13 protein-coding genes are annotated in these 19,043 nt (G+C 48.9%); 9 read left to right on the top strand and 4 right to left on the bottom strand.

Annotation, left to right across the window (positions count from 1 at the left end):
- Nucleotides 1–299 precede the first annotated feature (299 nt).
- The 7 genes from AT705_RS07130 to purF all read left to right on the top strand — a co-directional run bounded on the left by AT705_RS07130 (nt 300) and on the right by purF (nt 11,594).
- Entirely contained in the window at nt 300–5,564 is a 5,265-nt protein-coding gene (locus tag AT705_RS07130) for a FimV/HubP family polar landmark protein (RefSeq protein WP_058796063.1), read from the top strand.
- A gap of 94 nt (nt 5,565–5,658) precedes the next feature.
- Nucleotides 5,659–6,456 (top strand): tRNA pseudouridine(38-40) synthase TruA, encoded by a 798-nt coding sequence (gene truA, locus AT705_RS07125; protein ID WP_010382734.1) that lies wholly within the window; start codon nt 5,659–5,661, stop codon nt 6,454–6,456.
- 166 nt (nt 6,457–6,622) lie between these two features.
- The gene (gene accD / locus AT705_RS07120; RefSeq protein WP_058796062.1) at nt 6,623–7,498 is read left to right on the top strand and encodes an acetyl-CoA carboxylase, carboxyltransferase subunit beta; all 876 of its coding nucleotides are present in this window, start codon (nt 6,623–6,625) and stop codon (nt 7,496–7,498) included.
- A 21-nt stretch (nt 7,499–7,519) separates the two neighbouring features.
- Nucleotides 7,520–8,782, top strand: a complete 1,263-nt coding sequence (gene folC, locus AT705_RS07115) for a bifunctional tetrahydrofolate synthase/dihydrofolate synthase (protein ID WP_058796061.1) — start codon at nt 7,520–7,522, stop codon at nt 8,780–8,782.
- Nucleotides 8,783–8,794: 12 nt separating this feature from the next.
- Entirely contained in the window at nt 8,795–9,493 is a 699-nt protein-coding gene (locus tag AT705_RS07110; RefSeq protein WP_058796060.1) for an SPOR domain-containing protein, read from the top strand.
- A gap of 61 nt (nt 9,494–9,554) precedes the next feature.
- The gene (locus AT705_RS07105; RefSeq protein WP_010382727.1) at nt 9,555–10,049 is read left to right on the top strand and encodes a CvpA family protein; all 495 of its coding nucleotides are present in this window, start codon (nt 9,555–9,557) and stop codon (nt 10,047–10,049) included.
- Between the two features lie 18 nt (nt 10,050–10,067).
- Nucleotides 10,068–11,594 carry an amidophosphoribosyltransferase gene (gene purF, locus AT705_RS07100; RefSeq protein WP_058796059.1) on the top strand — a complete coding sequence of 509 codons (1,527 nt, stop codon included), beginning with the start codon at nt 10,068–10,070 and terminating at the stop codon, nt 11,592–11,594.
- A gap of 119 nt (nt 11,595–11,713) precedes the next feature.
- Here the strand turns inward: purF and AT705_RS07095 are convergent, their stop codons facing one another.
- Nucleotides 11,714–12,313, bottom strand: coding sequence for a Yip1 family protein (locus AT705_RS07095; RefSeq protein ID WP_058796058.1), 600 nt, complete (start codon nt 12,311–12,313; stop codon nt 11,714–11,716).
- A 342-nt stretch (nt 12,314–12,655) separates the two neighbouring features.
- Between AT705_RS07095 and miaE the strand changes: the two genes are divergently transcribed.
- Nucleotides 12,656–13,447: a tRNA isopentenyl-2-thiomethyl-A-37 hydroxylase MiaE gene (gene miaE, locus AT705_RS07090; RefSeq protein WP_010382724.1), complete on the top strand. Its 792-nt coding sequence runs from the start codon at nt 12,656–12,658 to the stop codon at nt 13,445–13,447.
- Nucleotide 13,448: 1 nt separating this feature from the next.
- On the opposite strand, the gene AT705_RS07085 is transcribed toward miaE, so the two are convergent.
- Nucleotides 13,449–14,171 carry a UDP-2,3-diacylglucosamine diphosphatase gene (locus AT705_RS07085; protein WP_058796057.1) on the bottom strand — a complete coding sequence of 241 codons (723 nt, stop codon included), beginning with the start codon at nt 14,169–14,171 and terminating at the stop codon, nt 13,449–13,451.
- 82 nt (nt 14,172–14,253) lie between these two features.
- On the bottom strand, nt 14,254–14,748 hold the full coding sequence (locus AT705_RS07080; RefSeq protein WP_010382721.1) for a peptidylprolyl isomerase: 495 nt from the start codon (nt 14,746–14,748) through the stop codon (nt 14,254–14,256).
- 206 nt (nt 14,749–14,954) lie between these two features.
- Between AT705_RS07080 and cysS the strand changes: the two genes are divergently transcribed.
- On the top strand, nt 14,955–16,334 hold the full coding sequence (gene cysS / locus AT705_RS07075; RefSeq protein WP_058796056.1) for a cysteine--tRNA ligase: 1,380 nt from the start codon (nt 14,955–14,957) through the stop codon (nt 16,332–16,334).
- Between the two features lie 505 nt (nt 16,335–16,839).
- Here cysS and AT705_RS07070 read toward each other — a convergent pair.
- Nucleotides 16,840–18,729, bottom strand: coding sequence for a hypothetical protein (locus AT705_RS07070; protein WP_058796055.1), 1,890 nt, complete (start codon nt 18,727–18,729; stop codon nt 16,840–16,842).
- Between the last annotated feature and the right edge of the window lie 314 nt (nt 18,730–19,043).

Raw genomic sequence — 19,043 nt, 5'->3', positions numbered from 1 at the left:
CAGACCCATTTCTCCCCGGTTGTCCCTGAACGGCAGCAATTTGCCTCTTTTGATTTCTGTCCCGCCATGTTGATGTATTTCGACTATCCTTGAGGGTATTCAGGGGCTTAAACAATGCATAGCTAACTCACCAAAAAGCATGATAAGAATGTTAATTTTCAATACTTTGGCGATGGATATTCGCTGTTATCTGGTTTATAGTTGGCAACTGGAACAGAGCTTGCACAAGCCCTATTAAGCACAATTCAGTAGTCGCGTTGCCGTCAGGGCAACGCAAGAAGAGTATACAAAGGAACAGCATGCGCGGTTTAGCCTTTATTTGTATCTTAGCAATGGCCCTTATTGCAGCGCCCGTTCACACTCAGGATGGGACCGTTCTTAAAGGTCCAAAAGGAGTGGATCTTGGTCTTCAGGGCCGATCGGTTGGCCCAATCAAGTCAACAGATACCTTGTGGCGTATCGCGCATAAAATCCGCCCGAGCGATTCGGTTTCAATCTACCAGGTCATGCAAGCTTTGTATGAGAAAAACCCCCAGGCTTTTCTCGACAACAACCTTAATCATATGCGCGACGGCGCTTACCTTAAAATTCCCACACTGGCCGAGATCCGCCGTGTTAATCCGCAATTGGCAAGACAAAAGTCAGATCAAGATGATGAACTATGGGAGCTGAAAAAAAGCGGTAAGCTTGACCAAGCCACCATAGATGCTGCCGACAAACGTGTTACGCAGGCACGTAAGGTTGATGTAGAAGAAGCGCGTGAGGCGCTAACCAACGAGCTTAAATCGCTCAAGATGGAGCAAGATTCTCGGCTCCATGAACTGCAAACCCAGTTTAAAACCTCTGTACGTAGTGTTGAGGAAATTCTTGAAGAAAATAACGAGCTTGAGAAAAAGCTGAATAATATTTCTGAAGAGCTCAAAAATGTACAGGATCAGCTCGGCAGAGACAGCGAAATTCAACAGCAGCTGAAAGCTGTGATTGACATGCAGAATGAGATAATTGCCCAGCAGCAAATGCAGGCACAGGCAGAAGCTGAATTCAGCATTGCTAAGTTATTCGCCAATCCGCTGGTGGTTGCTTTACTCGCGACCATTCCTGCTTTACTGATCATTGGCGCGGTTATCATGCGCTTGCGCAACGGCAAGGCTAAGCAGGTGGAGGAAGACGACGAGTTCTTACCTCAATCACCTGCACCGGCTGCAGCTGCCGCCGCAGCAACAGCAGCGGTTGACCCGCTCGATTTGGATATGCCGCAAGACAGTGCCGAAGTTGCGTTAAACGAAGGTGTGCAGCTGGATGACGATATTCTGCCTGATGACGAAATTGTTTTTGACAGCCTCGAAGATGATGCGTTTGAAGAGGGCAATGACACGCTCGAACAGGATGAGCTGGATAGTTTACTCAATGACGACATTGTGTTTGACGATGAGTCGGATGTTAATAATGAAGAAGCCGGTGCTGATGACCTCGATGATTTCCTGCAACAGAATTTCGATGAAGCTGATGACAGCCTGGGTGATGAAATTACACTGGATGTTGACGCAGAAGCTACGCAGGATGACAACGATATACTCAGTGCTGATGATATTGACGATCTGTTCAATGAAGTCGGGGATGAAGCCGATGATGATACGCTGGATGTCAGCGATGATGCCCTTGCAGCATTGAGTGAGGAGTTAGCCGAAGAAAGCCTTGAAGAAGGTGATAGTTCGGATACAGCAGCTGACGAAGACTTTGATCTTGATGACATTGACAGTTTGATCGACGAAGTCGGGGAGTCGCCCCCAAAGTCCCCAGCGGCTGAGGGAGCAGCAACAGACGACGGCATTCTGAGCGCCGACGATATCGATGACTTGCTCGATGGTGCGCTGGATGATGAACCGGATATTGCCGAAGACGACTTCGATGTTGATGACATAGATAGTCTAATAGACGAAGCCGCTGATACAGCTACAGAAGACGACTTGCAGGCCCTAGAACCGGATGATATCGACAGTTTGTTAGATGAAACCACTGACACAGCCGTTGGAGATGAGTTACTGGCTCAAGAACCGGATGACATTGACAGCTTGCTTGAAGAAGCCGAAGATTCGGTTGTCGAAGACGATGTGTTGGTCCAAGAACCGGATGACATCGACAGCTTATTAGAAGAAGCCGCGGATACAGCCGTCGAAGACGATGCGTTGACTGAAGAGCTAGATGATATTGATAGCTTATTAGAAGAGCCTGAAGCAGCGCCGGAAGACGATCTACTGACAGTAGAACCGGATGACCTGGATAGTTTGCTGGAAGATGAACTTCTGGCTGAAGATCCGGATGATCTCGACGGGTTGTTAGAAGAAGAGCCTGAGGTAGCTTTGGAAGACGAACTACTGGCAGAAGAACCGGATGCTCTCGATGGTTTGTTAGAAGAGGAGCCTGACACAGCCCCAGAAGACGAGCTTCTGGTTGAAGAACCGGATGACCTCGATGGTTTGTTAGAAGAAGAGCCTGACGCAGCGGCGGAAGACGAGCTTCTGGTTGAAGAACCAGATGATCTCGATGGTTTGTTAGAAGAAGAGCCTGACACAGCCCCAGAAGACGAGCTTTTGGTTGAAGAACCGGGTGACCTCGATAGTTTGTTAGAAGAGGGGCCTGACGCAGCGCTGGAAGGTGAACTACTGGCTGAAGAGCCGGATGATCTCGATGGTTTGTTAGAAGAGGGGCCTGACGCAGCGCTGGAAGGTGAACTACTGGCTGAAGAGCCGGATGATCTCGATGGTTTGTTAGAAGAAGAGCCTGACGCAGCGGCGGAAGACGAACTACTGGCAGAAGAACCGGATGATCTGGACGGTTTGTTAGAAGAAGAGCCTAATGTAGCGCTGGAAGATGAACTACTGGCTGAAGAGCCCGATGATCTCGATGGTTTGTTAGAAGAAGGGCCTGACGCAGCCCCAGAAGACGAACTACTGGCTGAAGAACCGGGTGACCTCGATGGTTTGTTAGAGGAAGAGCCTGACACAGCCCCAGAAGACGAACTACTGGCAGAAGAACCGGATGACCTCGATGGTTTGTTAGAAGAGGGGCCTGACACAGCCCCAGAAGACGAACTACTGGCAGAAGAATCGGGTGACCTCGATGGTTTGTTAGAAGAAGGGCCTGACGCAGCGGCGGAAGACGAGCTTTTGGTTGAAGAACCGGGTGACCTCGATGGTTTGTTAGAAGAGGGGGTCGACGCAGCGGCGGAAGACGAGCTTCCGGCAGAAGAACCGGATGACCTGGATGGTTTGTTAGAAGAAGGGCCTGACGCAGCGCTGGAAGATGAACTACTGGCAGAAGAACCGGATGATCTCGATGGTTTGTTAGAAGAAGAGCCCGAGGTAGCGCCGGAAGATGAACTACTGGCAGAAGAACCGGATAATCTCGATGGTTTGTTAGAAGAAGAGCCTGAGTTTAGTTCATCGACTGGAGCAGGCCACTTGGACGGTATGCTTGAAGAGGAAGAAGATCTTCAGTCATTACACGATAAGGCCGAGGGCTCTGTTGAGCTAGAGCTGGAGGTCACTGAGCCAGTTGCAGAGTTGGATGAGCCAGCGTTAGCCGAAACAGAAGATGAGTTACTCGATGAGTTTGCCGAGGAGCTGGTTCACCCATCAGAAGAAGCTGAAACTCAGGCACCGCTTCAGTTACAAAATGTCGATGAGTTACTTGAAGCGCTCGAGGCTGAAACGGATGACTTTGAAACTGCGCTGGACAACGACGTTGAGATTGACCTTGGTGATGATCCACTTGCCGATGAAGACATAGATCTGTCTGAAGATGAAGAGCTTACAGAACTTGACCCTGTTACGCCCAGTGAAGAGCTGAGCAGTTATCCTGAATTGCAGATGGACGAATTAGAGGAGGATGTGCTCTCTCTGGATGATGATTCTGAGTCGGCAATCAGCGAAACGGAAAGAGCACTGGCACAAAGCCTGGACCAAGATGAAGCTGCTGGTTTGCTGGGTGATGGACTTGATGAAGACGGTGACGATTTACTGGATTTCGGTGGTGACTTTGATGATCTGGATGGGCCCGATTTCGAAATAGAGCTGGAAGGGGATGCTGAGCAGAGCGTTGAGCCAGTCGCAGAGCAGCTAGAGGAAGACACCTCTCTGGATGACGATTTAATGGATGAGGCGCTGGCAGATGAAGACATCCCGGCATTTGAAGAAGACGATGCTTTAGAAGCGATGGAGGCTGAGCCAGCAGTGGCGGAGCCAGAGGTTGAAGAAGTCCCTTCAGAAGCAGCAGAAACAGCAGAAACAGCAGAAGAGTTGCTCGCGGATGAGGTACTGGCAGACGAAGACATCCCGGCATTTGAAGAAGACGATGCTTTAGAAGCGATGGAGGCTGAGCCAGCAGTGGCGGAGCCAGTGGCTGAAGCGGCACCTTCAGAAGCAGAAGAAACAGCAGAAGAGTTGCTAGCGGATGAGGTGCTGGAAGACGAAGACTTCCCGGCGTTCGAAGAAGATGATGCTTTAGAAGCGATGGAGGCTGAGCCAGCAGCGGCAGAGCCAGTGGCTGAAGCGGCACCTTCAGAAGCAGAAGAAACATCAGAAGAGTTGCTAGCGGATGACGCGCTGGTAGACGAAGACTTCCCGGCGTTTGAAGAGGACGATGCTTTAGAAGCGATGGAGGCTGAGCCAGCAGTGGCAGAGCCGGAGGCTGAAGCGGTCCCTTCAGAAGCAGTCGAGACAGCAGAAGAGTTGTTAGCGGATGAGGCGCTGGCAGACGAAGACTTCCCTGAGTTCAATGAAGAAGATGCACTCAGTGCCATGGCGTCGGAGCCTGAAGGGGAGCTGGAGCTTGAAGATCTGGAGGATGACTTATCCGATCTGATGCTGACGGATGACGATTTGACTGAGCTGGCGCAAAGCAACCCAGAAGAAGCCGATGCCTCTGAAGAACCTGCACTTACACAAGAGCCAGATGCATTTTTGGATGAGCTGGGTGAGCTGGCCGATGAGGATGACGCAGACGAAACGTCAGAGCCTGAAATCAATATAGACGAAGCGGCCATAGAAGATGAGTTTCTTGCAGAGCTCAATGACACTGATTTCAGTGCCTTACTCGATGAGTCTGCGGAGCCGGATACTTCCGAAGTGGTCTTGTCAGAGGAACCTGAGCTGGATTTTGACGCGTTATTGAGTGAAGAGCTGGCACAGGATCTGGAAATTGAGAATATCGATGAGCCAGCTGACAGTGATCTCGTCGACAGCGAAACGGCTGCGGCAGAAGGGGACTTCCTGGAGATAGACGATTTGCTTTCGCAAAGCGAAGATGAGCCGGCACAGGAAGAACCCTATCAATCTCCGGATATGGATGTGGGATTGGGAGACTTTGAAGAGCTGCTGGCCGGTGAGAATGCCACTGATGTTGACCTCGAAGAGGGTGGCTATGCCGCCAAACTTGACCTGGTTCGTGCCTACATTGAAATTGGCGATTTTGATTCGGCGCAAGACGCCGTTGAAGAAATTCTTGCTGATGGGCCAGAGTCGGTACAGGCTGAAGCGCAGGCACTCCAAAAGCAGATCAAATAAGCCGTCAGCCACGAGTGGTACGATGAAGTTGGTATTATCGGCGGCGATCGCATAAAATGCGCGGCTAAGTTCGAAATGAGAGTTTAAGTAGTTTATGCGTGTAGCTTTGGGGATTGAATACAATGGTGGTAATTACAGTGGCTGGCAACGTCAGTGTAATGTAAATAGTGTTCAGGAGGAACTGGAGACAGCCCTGTCTAACATTTGTAATCACAAGGTTGACGTGGTCTGTGCCGGGCGAACAGATGCGGGTGTGCATGCCACTGGTCAGGTCATCCATTTCGATACCCACGCTGACAGGGATATGAAAGCATTCACACTCGGTGTGAACTCTCAGTTGCCTGACGACATTGCCGTGCGCTACGCCACACCGGTCCATGACGAGTTCAGTGCTCGTTTTAGTGCAACGGCAAGACGCTATCGCTACGTGATCTACAATAGTGTCAATCGTCCGGGTATTTTACGCAGCGGCGTGACCCATTACTATCATCCGCTGGATGCAGAATTGATGCAGGCAGCTTGTCCTGTGATGATTGGCGAGCATGATTTCTCTTCTTTTCGGGCAGTCCATTGCCAGTCAAATTCGCCGTGTCGCAATATCCATCATTTACAGGTAGACCGGTTTGGCGACTACATTGTTATTGATGTTAAAGCCAACGCATTTTTGCATCACATGGTGCGCAACATCACGGGATGTTTGATGGATATCGGGGTGGGCAAGTACCCGCCGGAGTGGATGGCTGAGTTATTACGCATTAAAGACCGTACTCAGGCCAGTGCGACTGCGAAACCGAATGGCTTGTATCTGGTCGATGTGGATTATCCTGAGCGCTGGCAGATCCCGTCAACACCTGCCGGACCGCTGTTTTTACCAGAAGTGACTATCCGCTAATTTAGTTGAATAATGACTAAAGCAAAACTGAGCGCGAGCGTCTTAATCATTTGATACAACTAAGACCAGTTTTTTATATCACTGATGTCTTAATCATGTTTTAATTGAGAAAATATGTCTGCTATTTGCAGAGAGCGACACAGATTGAGCACTAAGAGAGTTGCAAATGAGTTGGTTAGAAAAAATCTTACCTAAAACGGCTAAATCGACGGGCAAAAAAGAGATCCCTGAAGGCGTTTGGGCAAAATGTACAGACTGCGATTCAATCCTGTACAAAGCGGAGCTGGAAAAGTCATTACACGTTTGTCCTAAGTGTGATCATCACATGCGGATCAGCGCACGTAAGCGTCTGGAAAGTTTCCTGGACGATGGTGGTCGCGTCGAGCTGGGTACGCAGCACGAGCCAAAGGACGTACTCAAGTTTAAAGATTCGAAAAAGTACTCAGATCGTATCACTGCGGCACAAAAAGTCAGTGGCGAGAAAGATGCCCTGGTAGCTATGAAAGGCAACCTCAAAGGTATCCCGGTTGCTGCCGTTGCGTTTGAGTTTTCATTTATGGGTGGATCAATGGCTTCTGTCGTTGGTGCGCGCTTTGTCGATGCTGTGAACGAGTGTCTTGAGCACAATATGCCGCTGGTTTGTTTTTCAGCGTCAGGTGGTGCGCGTATGCAGGAAGCCCTGATGTCATTGATGCAGATGGCTAAAACCAGCGCAGCTTTGGCTAAGATGAGTGAGCGTGGCCTGCCTTTTATTTCAGTGATGACTGACCCGACCATGGGTGGTGTTTCCGCGTCTCTGGCTATGCTGGGCGACATTAACGTGGCTGAGCCTAAAGCACTGATCGGTTTTGCGGGTCCACGCGTTATCGAGCAGACGGTACGTGAAACCTTACCTGAAGGTTTCCAGCGCAGTGAATTCCTGTTGGAGCACGGTGCAGTTGACATGATCATCGACCGTCGTGAAATGCGTGATTCACTGGCACGTATTCTGGCCAAGTTCATGAACTTGCCTTCTACCGAACAAGAGCATAGAGTAGCGTAAATTTTTTAATTTGAGCGCACTATGTCAAAGACTACACCAAGCCAATCATCGACTCTGAATGATTGGCTTTGTTATTTAGAGCAGTTACATCCCGCCAACATTGCAATGGGCCTGGAGCGCGTAGCGCAGGCTGCCAACAATATCGACCTGCTTAACAGCAGCAGTAAAATCATTCTTATTGGTGGCACTAACGGCAAAGGCACTACGGCTCGTTGCCTCGAGGCCATGTTGTTGGCACAAGGTTACAGTGTTGGTACGTATGCTTCCCCGCACCTAATCCACTATAACGAGCGTGTTCGGATCAATGGTAAAACTTTACCTGATCAGTCACATGTTGATGCCTTCTATGCATTGGATCAGGGCCGTGGAAAGGTTGAGCTGACTTTCTTTGAGTACGGCACATTGGGGGCATTATGGCTGTTTAAGCAGCACGCGGTGGATTACGTGCTTCTTGAAGTGGGTCTGGGTGGGCGTTTTGACGCGACCAATATTGTCACACCTTATGCTAGTGTGATTACAACTATCGATCTCGATCACAAGGAATATCTCGGTGATACACGAGAGTTAGTGGGCTATGATAAAGCCGGCATTTTTCGCACAGACACACCTGCAATTGTAGGCGACCTGGAGATTCCGCATACGGTGACGGACTATGGCGAGGAAATTAACGCAGAACTCATTCTGTCCAAACGCGATTTCCACTTTACGCCCTTGCCCGATGGGTTGCGCTGGCAATATGGTGAGTATGACCTGACACTGGCACAGCCTGCCATCCCAGCGCAAAACGTGGCAACAGCGTTAACCGTCCTTGCCCGGCTCAATTTAATGCCCGATGCCGAGCTGGTAAAGCAAACTCTTGCTGAGTTACAAGTCGAAGGGCGGTTTATGCAGCTTAGCCAGCAGCCATTGATTTACACCGATGTGGCACATAATCCGGAATCGGCCCGTTACCTGAGAACGCAATTAATGCGTTTGAAAAATCAGGGCTTTAAAATTCATGCCTTAGTCGCTATGCTTGCTGATAAGGATAAAGCGAGCGTGATTGATGCCCTGTCAGATGTGGTAGAAAAATGGAGCTGTGCGTCTTTGGAAGGTCCCCGTGGCGAGCATGCTGAGCAGCTACTCACCTTGTTGCCTGCAACGCACCGTGAGCACAGTCAGGTATTTCCGAGTGTCGACTCGGCCCTGCAAAGTCTGCTTCCCCAGCAACACCAGGACACGGCACTGATCATATTTGGCTCATTTGTGACTGTGGCTGCGGCCATGCAGTACTTTGAACAGTAGAGAGCAATAGTTGTGAACTCAGGATTTATTAACCGACTGGTCGGCACCTGCATTGTTGTGATTGCAGCGGTGGTGTTTATACCCAATATTCTGGATGGCGAAAAAGTCCATTATAAGGAGGGATTTAAGCCTATCCCGGAGCGCCCTGAGTTCTCAACCATAGAATTAAAGACACGGATCGATGAACGTGCATCACTGGCCACTGAGCCGATGGCGGAAACAGTTGAAGACATCAAAGCAGATGATGCCAAGTTAAGTACTGATTTATCTGTGTCAGAATCGAGTGAGGCAGCGTCCGAAACTGCGCATACAGACCTTCAAGAGGTGGATCAAACCACCACTGTGAGTGAAGTTACTGTGCAGCCTGAGCCAACTGTGCCAGCAGTTGAATCAAGTCCGGCACCAACAGTCACACCTGAGGTAAAAAGCGAGCCGCTAACGCGCCCTGAGGCGTCTAACTTTACGCAAATGGCCTATGTGATCCAGCTCGGTAGCTTCTCACATAAGTCCAATGTCGATGCGTTGACGAAAAAGCTTACCCAAAATGGTTTCAAGACCTTTACCCGTCCGGTGAAAACGCCAAATGGAACTTTAACTAAAGTGTTTGTCGGACCAGATTTAAATAAAGCAAAACTCGAAGCTAAGCTCCCAGAATTAAAGAAATTAACTAAGTTGAACGGCCGCCTTACTCAATTTACCGTGGTAAAATGATCTGGTAATTGATGGGCGTGTCTTATAGAATGCGCCCCAAATTAACGACTTATTGGTTTATATGATCTGGGTTGATTACGCCATCTTTGCAATTGTCGGTATTTCGACAGTGTTTGGCCTGATGAGAGGTTTTGTGAAAGAAACCATGTCACTCGTGGTTTGGATCGGTGCCTTTTTCATATCCAGCTTATTCTACCAATATCTTGCAACCTTCCTGACCTTCATTTCAGAACCCCTTTTAAGAAATGCCGCCGCAATCGCCATACTTTTCATTGCGACACTTGTGTTAGGTGGGTTTGTCAATTATATCTTAGGTGAACTCGTACAGCGTACGGGCTTGTCTGGTACCGATCGCCTGGTTGGCATTGTGTTCGGTGCGATGCGGGGCGTGCTGGTCGTTAGCGCCACGTTGTTTTTTCTGGATGCCTTCACCAAAGCCCCCGATACATCGTGGTGGCAGGCATCCCAAGTAATCCCTGAATTTGGCTTTGTAATAGAATGGTTTTTTTCCTATCTAGAACATAACTCAAGCTTTTTGAATTCAGCAAACCGTTAATCGGCGAGGAAATTTTTAATGTGTGGTATCGTTGGGATAGTCGGAACATCTCCTGTTAATCAGGCGATTTATGACGGCTTAACTGTTTTGCAACACCGTGGCCAAGATGCAGCCGGCATCATTACCATTGACAACAATACGTTCAGCTTGCGCAAGGCCAATGGCCTGGTAAAAGACGTGTTTCATACCCGTCATATGAAGCGTCTGCAGGGTAACATTGGCATAGGGCATGTGCGTTATCCTACTGCTGGCTCTTCTAGTTCGGCAGAAGCTCAGCCGTTCTATGTGAATTCACCGTTTGGCATCGCGATGGCGCATAACGGTAATTTAACCAATGCGGAAGAGCTAAAAGAGCGCTTGTTCACTAAAGCACGCCGTCATGTAAATACAACGTCTGACTCTGAAGTGCTGCTGAACATCCTGGCTTATGAGTTAGGTCGTAACGATAAAATGAAGCTGGATGCGGCGGATATGTTTAACGCCATCAGCGAAGTTAACCAACAGGTATCTGGTGGTTACGCGACCATCGCGATGATCATTGGTCATGGTATTCTGGCATTTCGTGACCCGCACGGCATTCGCCCATTGGTATTTGGTAAGCGCGAAACGGAACGTGGTGTTGAATACATGTTCGCTTCTGAAAGTGTGGCTTTGTCTATCGACGGGTTTGAATTCGTTCGTGACGTTGCGCCAGGTGAAGCCATCTATGTAACTGAAGACGGTCAGTTCTTTTCGCAGATCTGTGCTGACAAAACCATGCACGCGCCGTGTATTTTTGAATTTGTGTACTTCGCACGCCCGGATTCGAACATCGACAATATGTCGGTTTATGCAACTCGTGTGAACATGGGTACTAAGCTGGGTGAAAAAATCAAGCATGAGTGGGCTGACAAAGACATTGATGTCGTCATCCCTATTCCAGAAACTTCCTGTGATATTGCGTTGGAAATCGCATCCGTACTAGAGTTACCTTATCGTCAGGGGTTTGTGAAAAACCGCTATATTGGCCGTACTTTCATTATGCCAGGTCAGGAACAACGGAAAAAATCGGTACGCCGTAAGCTAAATGCCATTGACAGAGAATTTGCCGGTAAAAATGTACTGCTGGTGGATGATTCTATTGTACGTGGTACCACATCTGCACAGATCGTTGAAATGGCACGTGATGCAGGCGCTAAAAATGTTTACTTTGCATCGGCAGCCCCTGAAGTACGTTTCCCGAATGTCTATGGTATCGATATGCCCTCGGCAGCTGAACTCATCGCGCACGGTCGCGACGTAGAAGATATCAATGCCAGTATCGGGTCAGATGGCCTTATCTACCAGTCTATTTCGGATCTGAAAGATGCGGTTGCGCTTGAGAATCCAGATATCACACGTTTTGAAACCTCGGTGTTTGACGGCCAGTACATCACCGGCGACGTCAATCAGGATTACCTGAATCGTATTGATGCACTGCGTAACGACTCGGCAAAATCGACACGTGAAAAAGCGATGTCGGCCAGTCTGGAACTGCATAATCAGGAAACGGGTGAAGGCGAATAATCTTGCCTAGTTCGTTTAAAAAAAGGCCGCGATTGCGGCCCTTTTTGTTAGATTTCTATAGGATAAAAGCAAAGGAAGCAAGCTGACCTATGCACCTCAGTGGGGCATAAGCGCGCTCCCTAGGTAAATGTAGGACTGATTATACCATTCGTCCACAATATCGCGGTTGCAGCCAGAATTATCACCAATAAAACCAGGCCACAGGTCACCACTGAGCTGGCATAGATAAAGCCACGCTCTTCCGGTATATGCATCAGAATAGGCACACCTGTGTAGAGCAGGTAGACCGAGTAGGCAAGCGCTGCCAGACCCACCGACACCACAAACCACAATTCAGGGTAAAAGGCGGCAAAGGCCGACATAAACACGGGGGTTGCCGTGTACGCCGACAATTCCAGCGTTTGCGTGTAGGTTGGTTTAGCGCCGAAAGTGACAGCCATCCAGTGTGCCAGATAAGACAGCGCGAATACGCCAATGATCAGGGCAAAATACATGGCAATGCCAATCAATACGGCACTGTTATGGGTGAGGAAAACGGCATCCCCTGTGCCTATTTTCCAGCCAAGATAAACGGAAGAATAGTAGCCCATTAAACTTGGGATCAGGGCAATCAAGGCAATGTGAGATAAACTGTAGGTCGCGCTTTCGTGGCGGTTGTCTATGGTTTGCCACTCTTCGATTGGGTGGGCATATAAGCCCCACAGATGATTTAAAATCATAACGAGCCCCTCAAAAAAGATTGTTGTCCGACGTGCCTAAGTTGCCCGGTGATCACGGGTGCACTCCTTGTCTTTTATAACAGCTTAGTAACATCATGAGCGGATGTAGCTAATCAGTGTAATCACCATAAAAACGGGGCCACTGGCGACGCCTGTGAGTATGAAATTTATACAACATCACTTTAGTTATGAAAGATTGGTTAATTTTTGTCAAGAAACAAATCTGAAATCCCAGCGTCTTTGATCTGGCACAAACTTATGTTAACTCGCAGCCTCTCATAGTGCCCTCTGGCACGCTTGTGGTAGAATGGCGGCAATTTTTTGCGAATGATTATCTGAGACATGTTAGAGAAGTATGCCGACCTGCTGGCACCCATTTATCAGTTTCTGGGATGTGAAACGCCCGATAGCTGGATAGACGAAGCGAAAAAACCAGCACATCTTCAAGCCTTGCTGGTTGATCACATGCACTGTGAGCTGAAAGCCGCACAAAGCGCCGCTTTTTTAATCCGTAAATATGCGGTAGATAACGCTTCTGCGCAGACTTTGTTGGGCTGGATCAAGCCTTATGAAGACTTTGTCTACCGTAAAATTGGCGATGGTCAGTTTAGTGCCAGTAAGAATGAGCTCATTGGTAGCTTAACCGCCAAGCCCGAGTATGCCTACAACCAGGATATACTGGATAAAATGGTGCGGTTAATCAAAGAAGAGCTGCACCACTTTGAGCAGGTACTGGATATCATTAACGAGAAAGGGTTACGGGTCCAGAGCCTCAATGCATCCCGTTATGCGTCCGGGATGATCAAGCATGTGCGTACGTTCGAACCCGCCGCATTAATTGATAAACTGATCATAGGTGCCTTTATTGAAGCGCGTTCTTGTGAGCGGTTTGCCAAACTGGCACCGTATCTGGAGCCGGACATCGGACGCTTTTATGTGTCGCTGCTGCGCTCAGAAGCACGTCATTATCAGGACTATCTGGAATTGGCACAGCAAGTTGCCGACGCCACGGATCCACAGCGATTCGATATTGCGGCACGCGTTGGTGAATTTAAAGAGATCGAAAACGCGCTGATCTTAACGCCAGACAGCGATTTTAAATTCCACAGTGGTGCGCCACAACTGGTTGCATGAGCTAGTCTGAAAAAGGGTGCTGAGTGAGGCTCTGACCTTGCTCAGTCGCCACCAGATAAGAGCTTTGGCTATACCAGTCACCTAACACCGTGCGGGTCTGGCCAGTATAATGATGAACATCAGGCCTGTGTGTGTGGCCATGGATCATGTTGCTGACTTTGTAGCGGGCAAACATGGCCAGCACGGCTTCCTCGGTCACATCTAAAATTTCTGGCGCTTTTCCCATCTGGCTTTGTTTGCTTTTCTCTCTGGCATTGCGTGCCACCCTACGACGATACCATAATGGCATAGACAGCATTAGTCTTGGCCACCACCAGCCACGGCTTTTTTTACGAAATTTCTGATACACCTCGTCCTGCGTACACATTTCATCACCGTGTAAAATAACGGTTGGGGTGCCGTACAGGTCAATGACTGTTTGCTCGGGCAGTAAGGTCATGCCGCATAGTTTGGCGTAATGCTGACCTACCAGGAAATCCCGGTTGCCATGGATAAAGAACAATTTGATACCGCGTTCGGAAATGGCGCGCAGCTTAGTTGCAATCTCCAGTGCCAGCGGATTGCCTTCGTCATCGCCAATCCAGACCTCGAAAAAGTCACCTAAAATGTACAAGGCATCGACGTCATCCTGCATATGTTTACTGAGGAAACGATAAAAGGCGGCAGTGATGTCAGGGCGGTGCTCGGTTAAATGCAGATCAGAAATAAAGTAGCTTTTGCGCATGGAGACAACTTCAGGCTAGGGCAGGAAAGGAGAAGAGGGACGTATGCGTGACACATCCCTCTCAAGCTGTAAAAGCAGTCGTTTACTCAGCAACGAATGCTTTTTCAATCACAACATCTTCCAGTGGTACATCCTGATGGAAGCCCGCAGAGCCAGTCGCGACATCTTTAATCTTGTTCACGATGTCCATGCCTTCGGCAACTTCACCGAACACACAGTAACCCCAGCCCTGTGCTGTTTCACTGCTGAAGTTCAAAAAGTCATTGTCGTTCACATTGATAAAGAACTGGGCTGTTGCAGAGTGCGGATCAGGCGTACGTGCCATTGCCAGCGTGCCTGTTTTATTGGCAACGCCATTATTGGCTTCGTTTTTAACTGGCGCACCGACTTCTTTTTGGTTCATGCCAGGCTCGAAACCACCGCCCTGAACCATAAAGCCATCAATAACACGGTGGAAGATAGTACCGTTGTAAAAACCAGATTCAACGTACTTTAAGAAGTTCTCAACCGTTGCCGGCGCTTTGTCAGCAAACAGGTTGATTTTGATATCGCCAAAGTTTGTTTGTAAAACAACCATAACAGGTCCTTGATTTACATGTTTCATATTAGGAGCCTATTTTATAGCACAAATTGATAACTACAAAGTCCCAGAGTGGACGAGCGGCTAAATTGTCAACTAACTGTTACTTTTTCATCCACTGAGCGGAGGATTTTTTATAGAGCCAGAGCGGTGCAAGTGATATGATTGCAGGGAATTTGGATAAATTTTAGGAATAAAGCTACATGTTGCAGATCTACAACACACTAACACGTCAAAAGACTGAGTTTAAACCGCTTGTGGAAGGCAAAGTAGACATGTACGTGTGTGGTATTACTATCTATGACTTCTGCCATGTAGGCCACGCCCGTACTTATGTCTCTTTTGATGTGATGAATCGCTACCTGCGCCACTTGGGCTATCAGGTCACTTATGTACGCAACATTACGGACGTGGACGATAAAATTATTAAACGTGCCGCAGAAAACAATGAAGAGATCGACGCGCTGACTGTACGTATGACCAAGGCCATGCACGAAGACTTTGAAGCCCTCAATATTCTGCCTGCAGATATTGAGCCGACTGTCACCGGCCATATGGACGAGATTATCGCAATGATTGAACGCCTGATTGAGAAAGGCCATGCCTATGTCGCCAGTAATGGCGATGTGCTGTTCGATGTTTCTACCTTTGAAGCGTATGGCCAGCTGTCTCAGCAGGATCTGGATATGCTCCAGGCGGGCGCGCGGGTTGAAGTGGCAGAAGGCAAAGATGATCCGCTTGACTTTGTGCTGTGGAAAAAAGCCAAAGCCGGTGAACCTAGCTGGACATCACCCTGGGGTGAAGGCCGTCCGGGCTGGCACATTGAGTGTAGTGCAATGAGTTCTAAGCACCTGGGAGAGTTTTTTGATATCCACGGTGGCGGTTCGGATTTACAATTTCCACACCATGAAAACGAAATTGCGCAGTCATGCTGCGCCAACAACGGTCGTTACGTAAATACCTGGATCCACACCGGAATGGTGCAGGTAAACAAAGAGAAGATGTCTAAATCACTGGGTAACTTCTTTACGGTGCGTGAAGTGCTTAAAGCTTATGACCGTGAAACCGTGCGTTATTTCCTGATCAACGGCCACTATCGTAGTCAGTTGAATTACTCACAGGAAAACCTCGAGCAGGCACGTTCATCATTGGAGCGTATCTACACAGCACTGCGTGGCGTTGAACTGGTTGAAACGGAACTGGTAGGCAACCTGTTCGTTGCACGCTTTGAAACTGCGATGAACGACGATTTCAACACACCCGAAGCGTTACCCGTGATCTTTGAGCTGGCCAAAGAAGTGAACCTGCTGAAAGACTCAGATGCCAAAGCGGCGGGTGAACACGCTTTTATCCTGGTGAAACTGGCGGAAGTACTGGGTATTGCTCAGCAAGATCCGGAAGCCTTCTTACACGGTGATCAGGATGAAGACGAAGTGGCAAAAATTGAAGCCCTGATAGAGCAACGTAAAAATGCCCGTGCGAACAAAGACTGGGCTGCAGCCGATGCCGCCCGTGACGCACTAACAGCTATGGGCGTGGTGCTAGAAGACAGCGCCGGTAAAACGACCTGGCGCAAAGCTTAACATAAAGTAATATAATAACTTTTTTACAAAGGCATATGTGTTCGCATATGCCTTTTTCTTTTCTGTAAGCTCAGTTTCAGAGCGTGTATTCTGGTATGAAAAAACAGCGCTTTTAGCATTGTTTTCGTTATATTGTTTGGAAAGAGGCCAGAAAGTGGAGTTTTACGGATTTAATTTAATATGAGAAGGTGATTGCTCGTTCAAAGCCAAAAGCCAGGAACGAGCCGTATCAATTAGCACTATCTTGGGGTATAAGTTGATAAAGCTTTTAAAGTCATGGCGATGGAAGAGATAGTCACTGCCTGCCATGATTAGTGTATCGTCCGGCTGTGCGACTTCTTTAGTAAAAAATTTGAAAAAATGTCAGATTGATGACAAACAGACCGATAAGACGTTGTTTTGGTTTGTTGATTAGGGCTTCGGAGCGCTATTTTGACTTAAAAGTCACGACAAAAAGAGATTCGCTGGAAGGTACAGGTTGCCAGCTGCTGCTGGCAACCGCATTTTATTTGCGAGCAGGTTGCACGTTGACTGGCACGTCACCAGCAGGTTGGCTATTTGCACTGTTCCCATCGTTTAGGCTTTGTTCACACCCTGCCCACCAGCAAGGGGTTTGCTCAATAAAGCTCTGCACCGCATCGAATTTATATGCCTGCTCACGGGGTTGAGTCTGATATTCCTTAAGCGGAAATGCGCCCCAGCTATCCCAGCGGCCGATACTTTCAAATACTACATATAAACCCGCACCGGAGTTTTGCCAGTCACTTAGGTGACTGGTAAAGGCTGCTGCCATGCGCGGGTCGCGATTGGCGCTCAGGAATAAGGCCTCGCTAATGGTATCGCGGCCATCACGAATATCTCCGGCGTAGGTGAGGTGCTGGCCGCCTTCATAGGCTGCGAGCATCAAACCATCTTGCTGCGCCAGAGCCAGGTTGCCCTGAATATTGTCTCTGGCCTGTGCCAGTGCGCCATGCTCAGGTGCCTGCCACCAGGGCGGCTCATCGGGGTTGTAAGTCAGGTCATAGAGCACGCCTGACTCCATTTCCTCAAACAGGTTATTCAGGCCTTCAGTACCGTTACTGGCCCAGTTTCGTAAAATTGGCAGATATTTTTGATCGGCAAAGTATCCGGCGAAATAACTGCCCACTGCCAGCACATCCATATTATCGGCACACCGTCTGCCCACACCCGCTGCGTGAATCGGGCAGTTCAGTGCTTGTTCGCTTATCCAGGGTACACCGGTCTGGCCACCCATCACGCATTGTATCCGGCCTGCTTCCTCGGCAAACTCTGTTTTGATGATGTCGCACATCTGCGCGCTGCGCAGCCCGTAGTAGTTCATGCGATATTCGATATCGTGGTAATGGGTGTCTGGCCACCGAGCTTTACCTTGCTCCTCAAGATACAGACCATCGAAAATATATGGCCAGGCGTTGTTCCACAGCTCGTTGCCAAACTCTACATAAATGGCAGAGTCGCCTTCGCTTTGCGTCTTCAGCAGTCGGGCAAACTGACGGATATAGTCATCATCTACCCGAACCGGGAGCGTGTACCAGGGCTCGGCACTCAGCTTGTTACTCATGGCAATGGCCACTTCATAGGGGCTGCCGCCATTGAGGGCCCAGCTGGCGTACTCATACTGGTTTCTCTGCGCCCAGTGCTGAACCGGGTTGTCTATGGTGCTCAGCAGCTGCATAAAACGCAAAGTACGGAACTGACGCATGTCATCCAAAAAGAGTGGATGGAATAGACGTTCCTGATAGCTGTGCTCGAATGAAACAAATTGCTCTGGGTTGGCACAGTCTGCAGCACTGGCGGCATAATCAGTAGCTGCGTTACTGCAACTGCCGCCCGGGGCAATAATACGAATATTGCGGATATGATCGCCGGTACTGTTAGGATCGGTGCTGTGGATCTGCAAATGGAAGAAACTGTTTGCAGTCATACGTACCACATCGCGCCCGGGCTCCGAGCTGATGAGTTCAGGGCCCGGGTAATAAAGCTCGCCTTCGCCCTCATATAAAATCACAAATTCGCCAACCGGGTGGTGCGGGTTATCGTGATAAATAATGGTGGTGACATAGTGAAAAGGCGCATCGGGTGAGTCGCCCGGCAAAGATCGCGGCCAGCCTTGCTCGTCCAGGTCCAGCAACGCTTGATCGCCGGTGTTGTATTCCCAGGTATGAGCATTACTGGTTGCCCATAGCTGACCGCTGCCGTTAGAAGCATGCTTCATGACATCCAGCGTGGTCCACTGACTTGACCAGTAATTAATGCCTGTGAGATTAATCCCCACGCCTGAGTTGGCGTTATCGCTGGTTGCTGCTAGAAGGGGAAGAGATAGACCGAGCGATAAAGCCCCCGCTGTGAGGGTTGCATAAGTATGTGTTTTCATAAGTTTGACCATTCCAATTGACCAAAAAGACGTCATCCATTTTGTTGCAGTACGTTGTACAGTACTGTGCGTTCTTGAATTAAGCGCACAGCACTGAGTGACAAAACTCACTGCACTCCTGCAACAGGCGGTGTCTAGAATAACCGCCTTTCACAGAGAAATAAATTAGCAGTGATGGTAAATAAAGAGGATACGAAAAAGGCATGGTTTGGGACGTTTTTTGTGCGGATAGCAACAAAGCTAGGTGGGATAGGGACTATTACTCTCACTCCATAGCCTGATTGTGCCCAACAAGTAACATGCCCCAAAGAGAC

The organism is Pseudoalteromonas rubra, from assembly GCF_001482385.1.
GTDB lineage: Bacteria > Pseudomonadota > Gammaproteobacteria > Enterobacterales > Alteromonadaceae > Pseudoalteromonas > Pseudoalteromonas ardens.
Note: the sequence above shows the minus strand (reverse complement) of the source record. Positions and strands in the feature narration are given on the sequence as shown.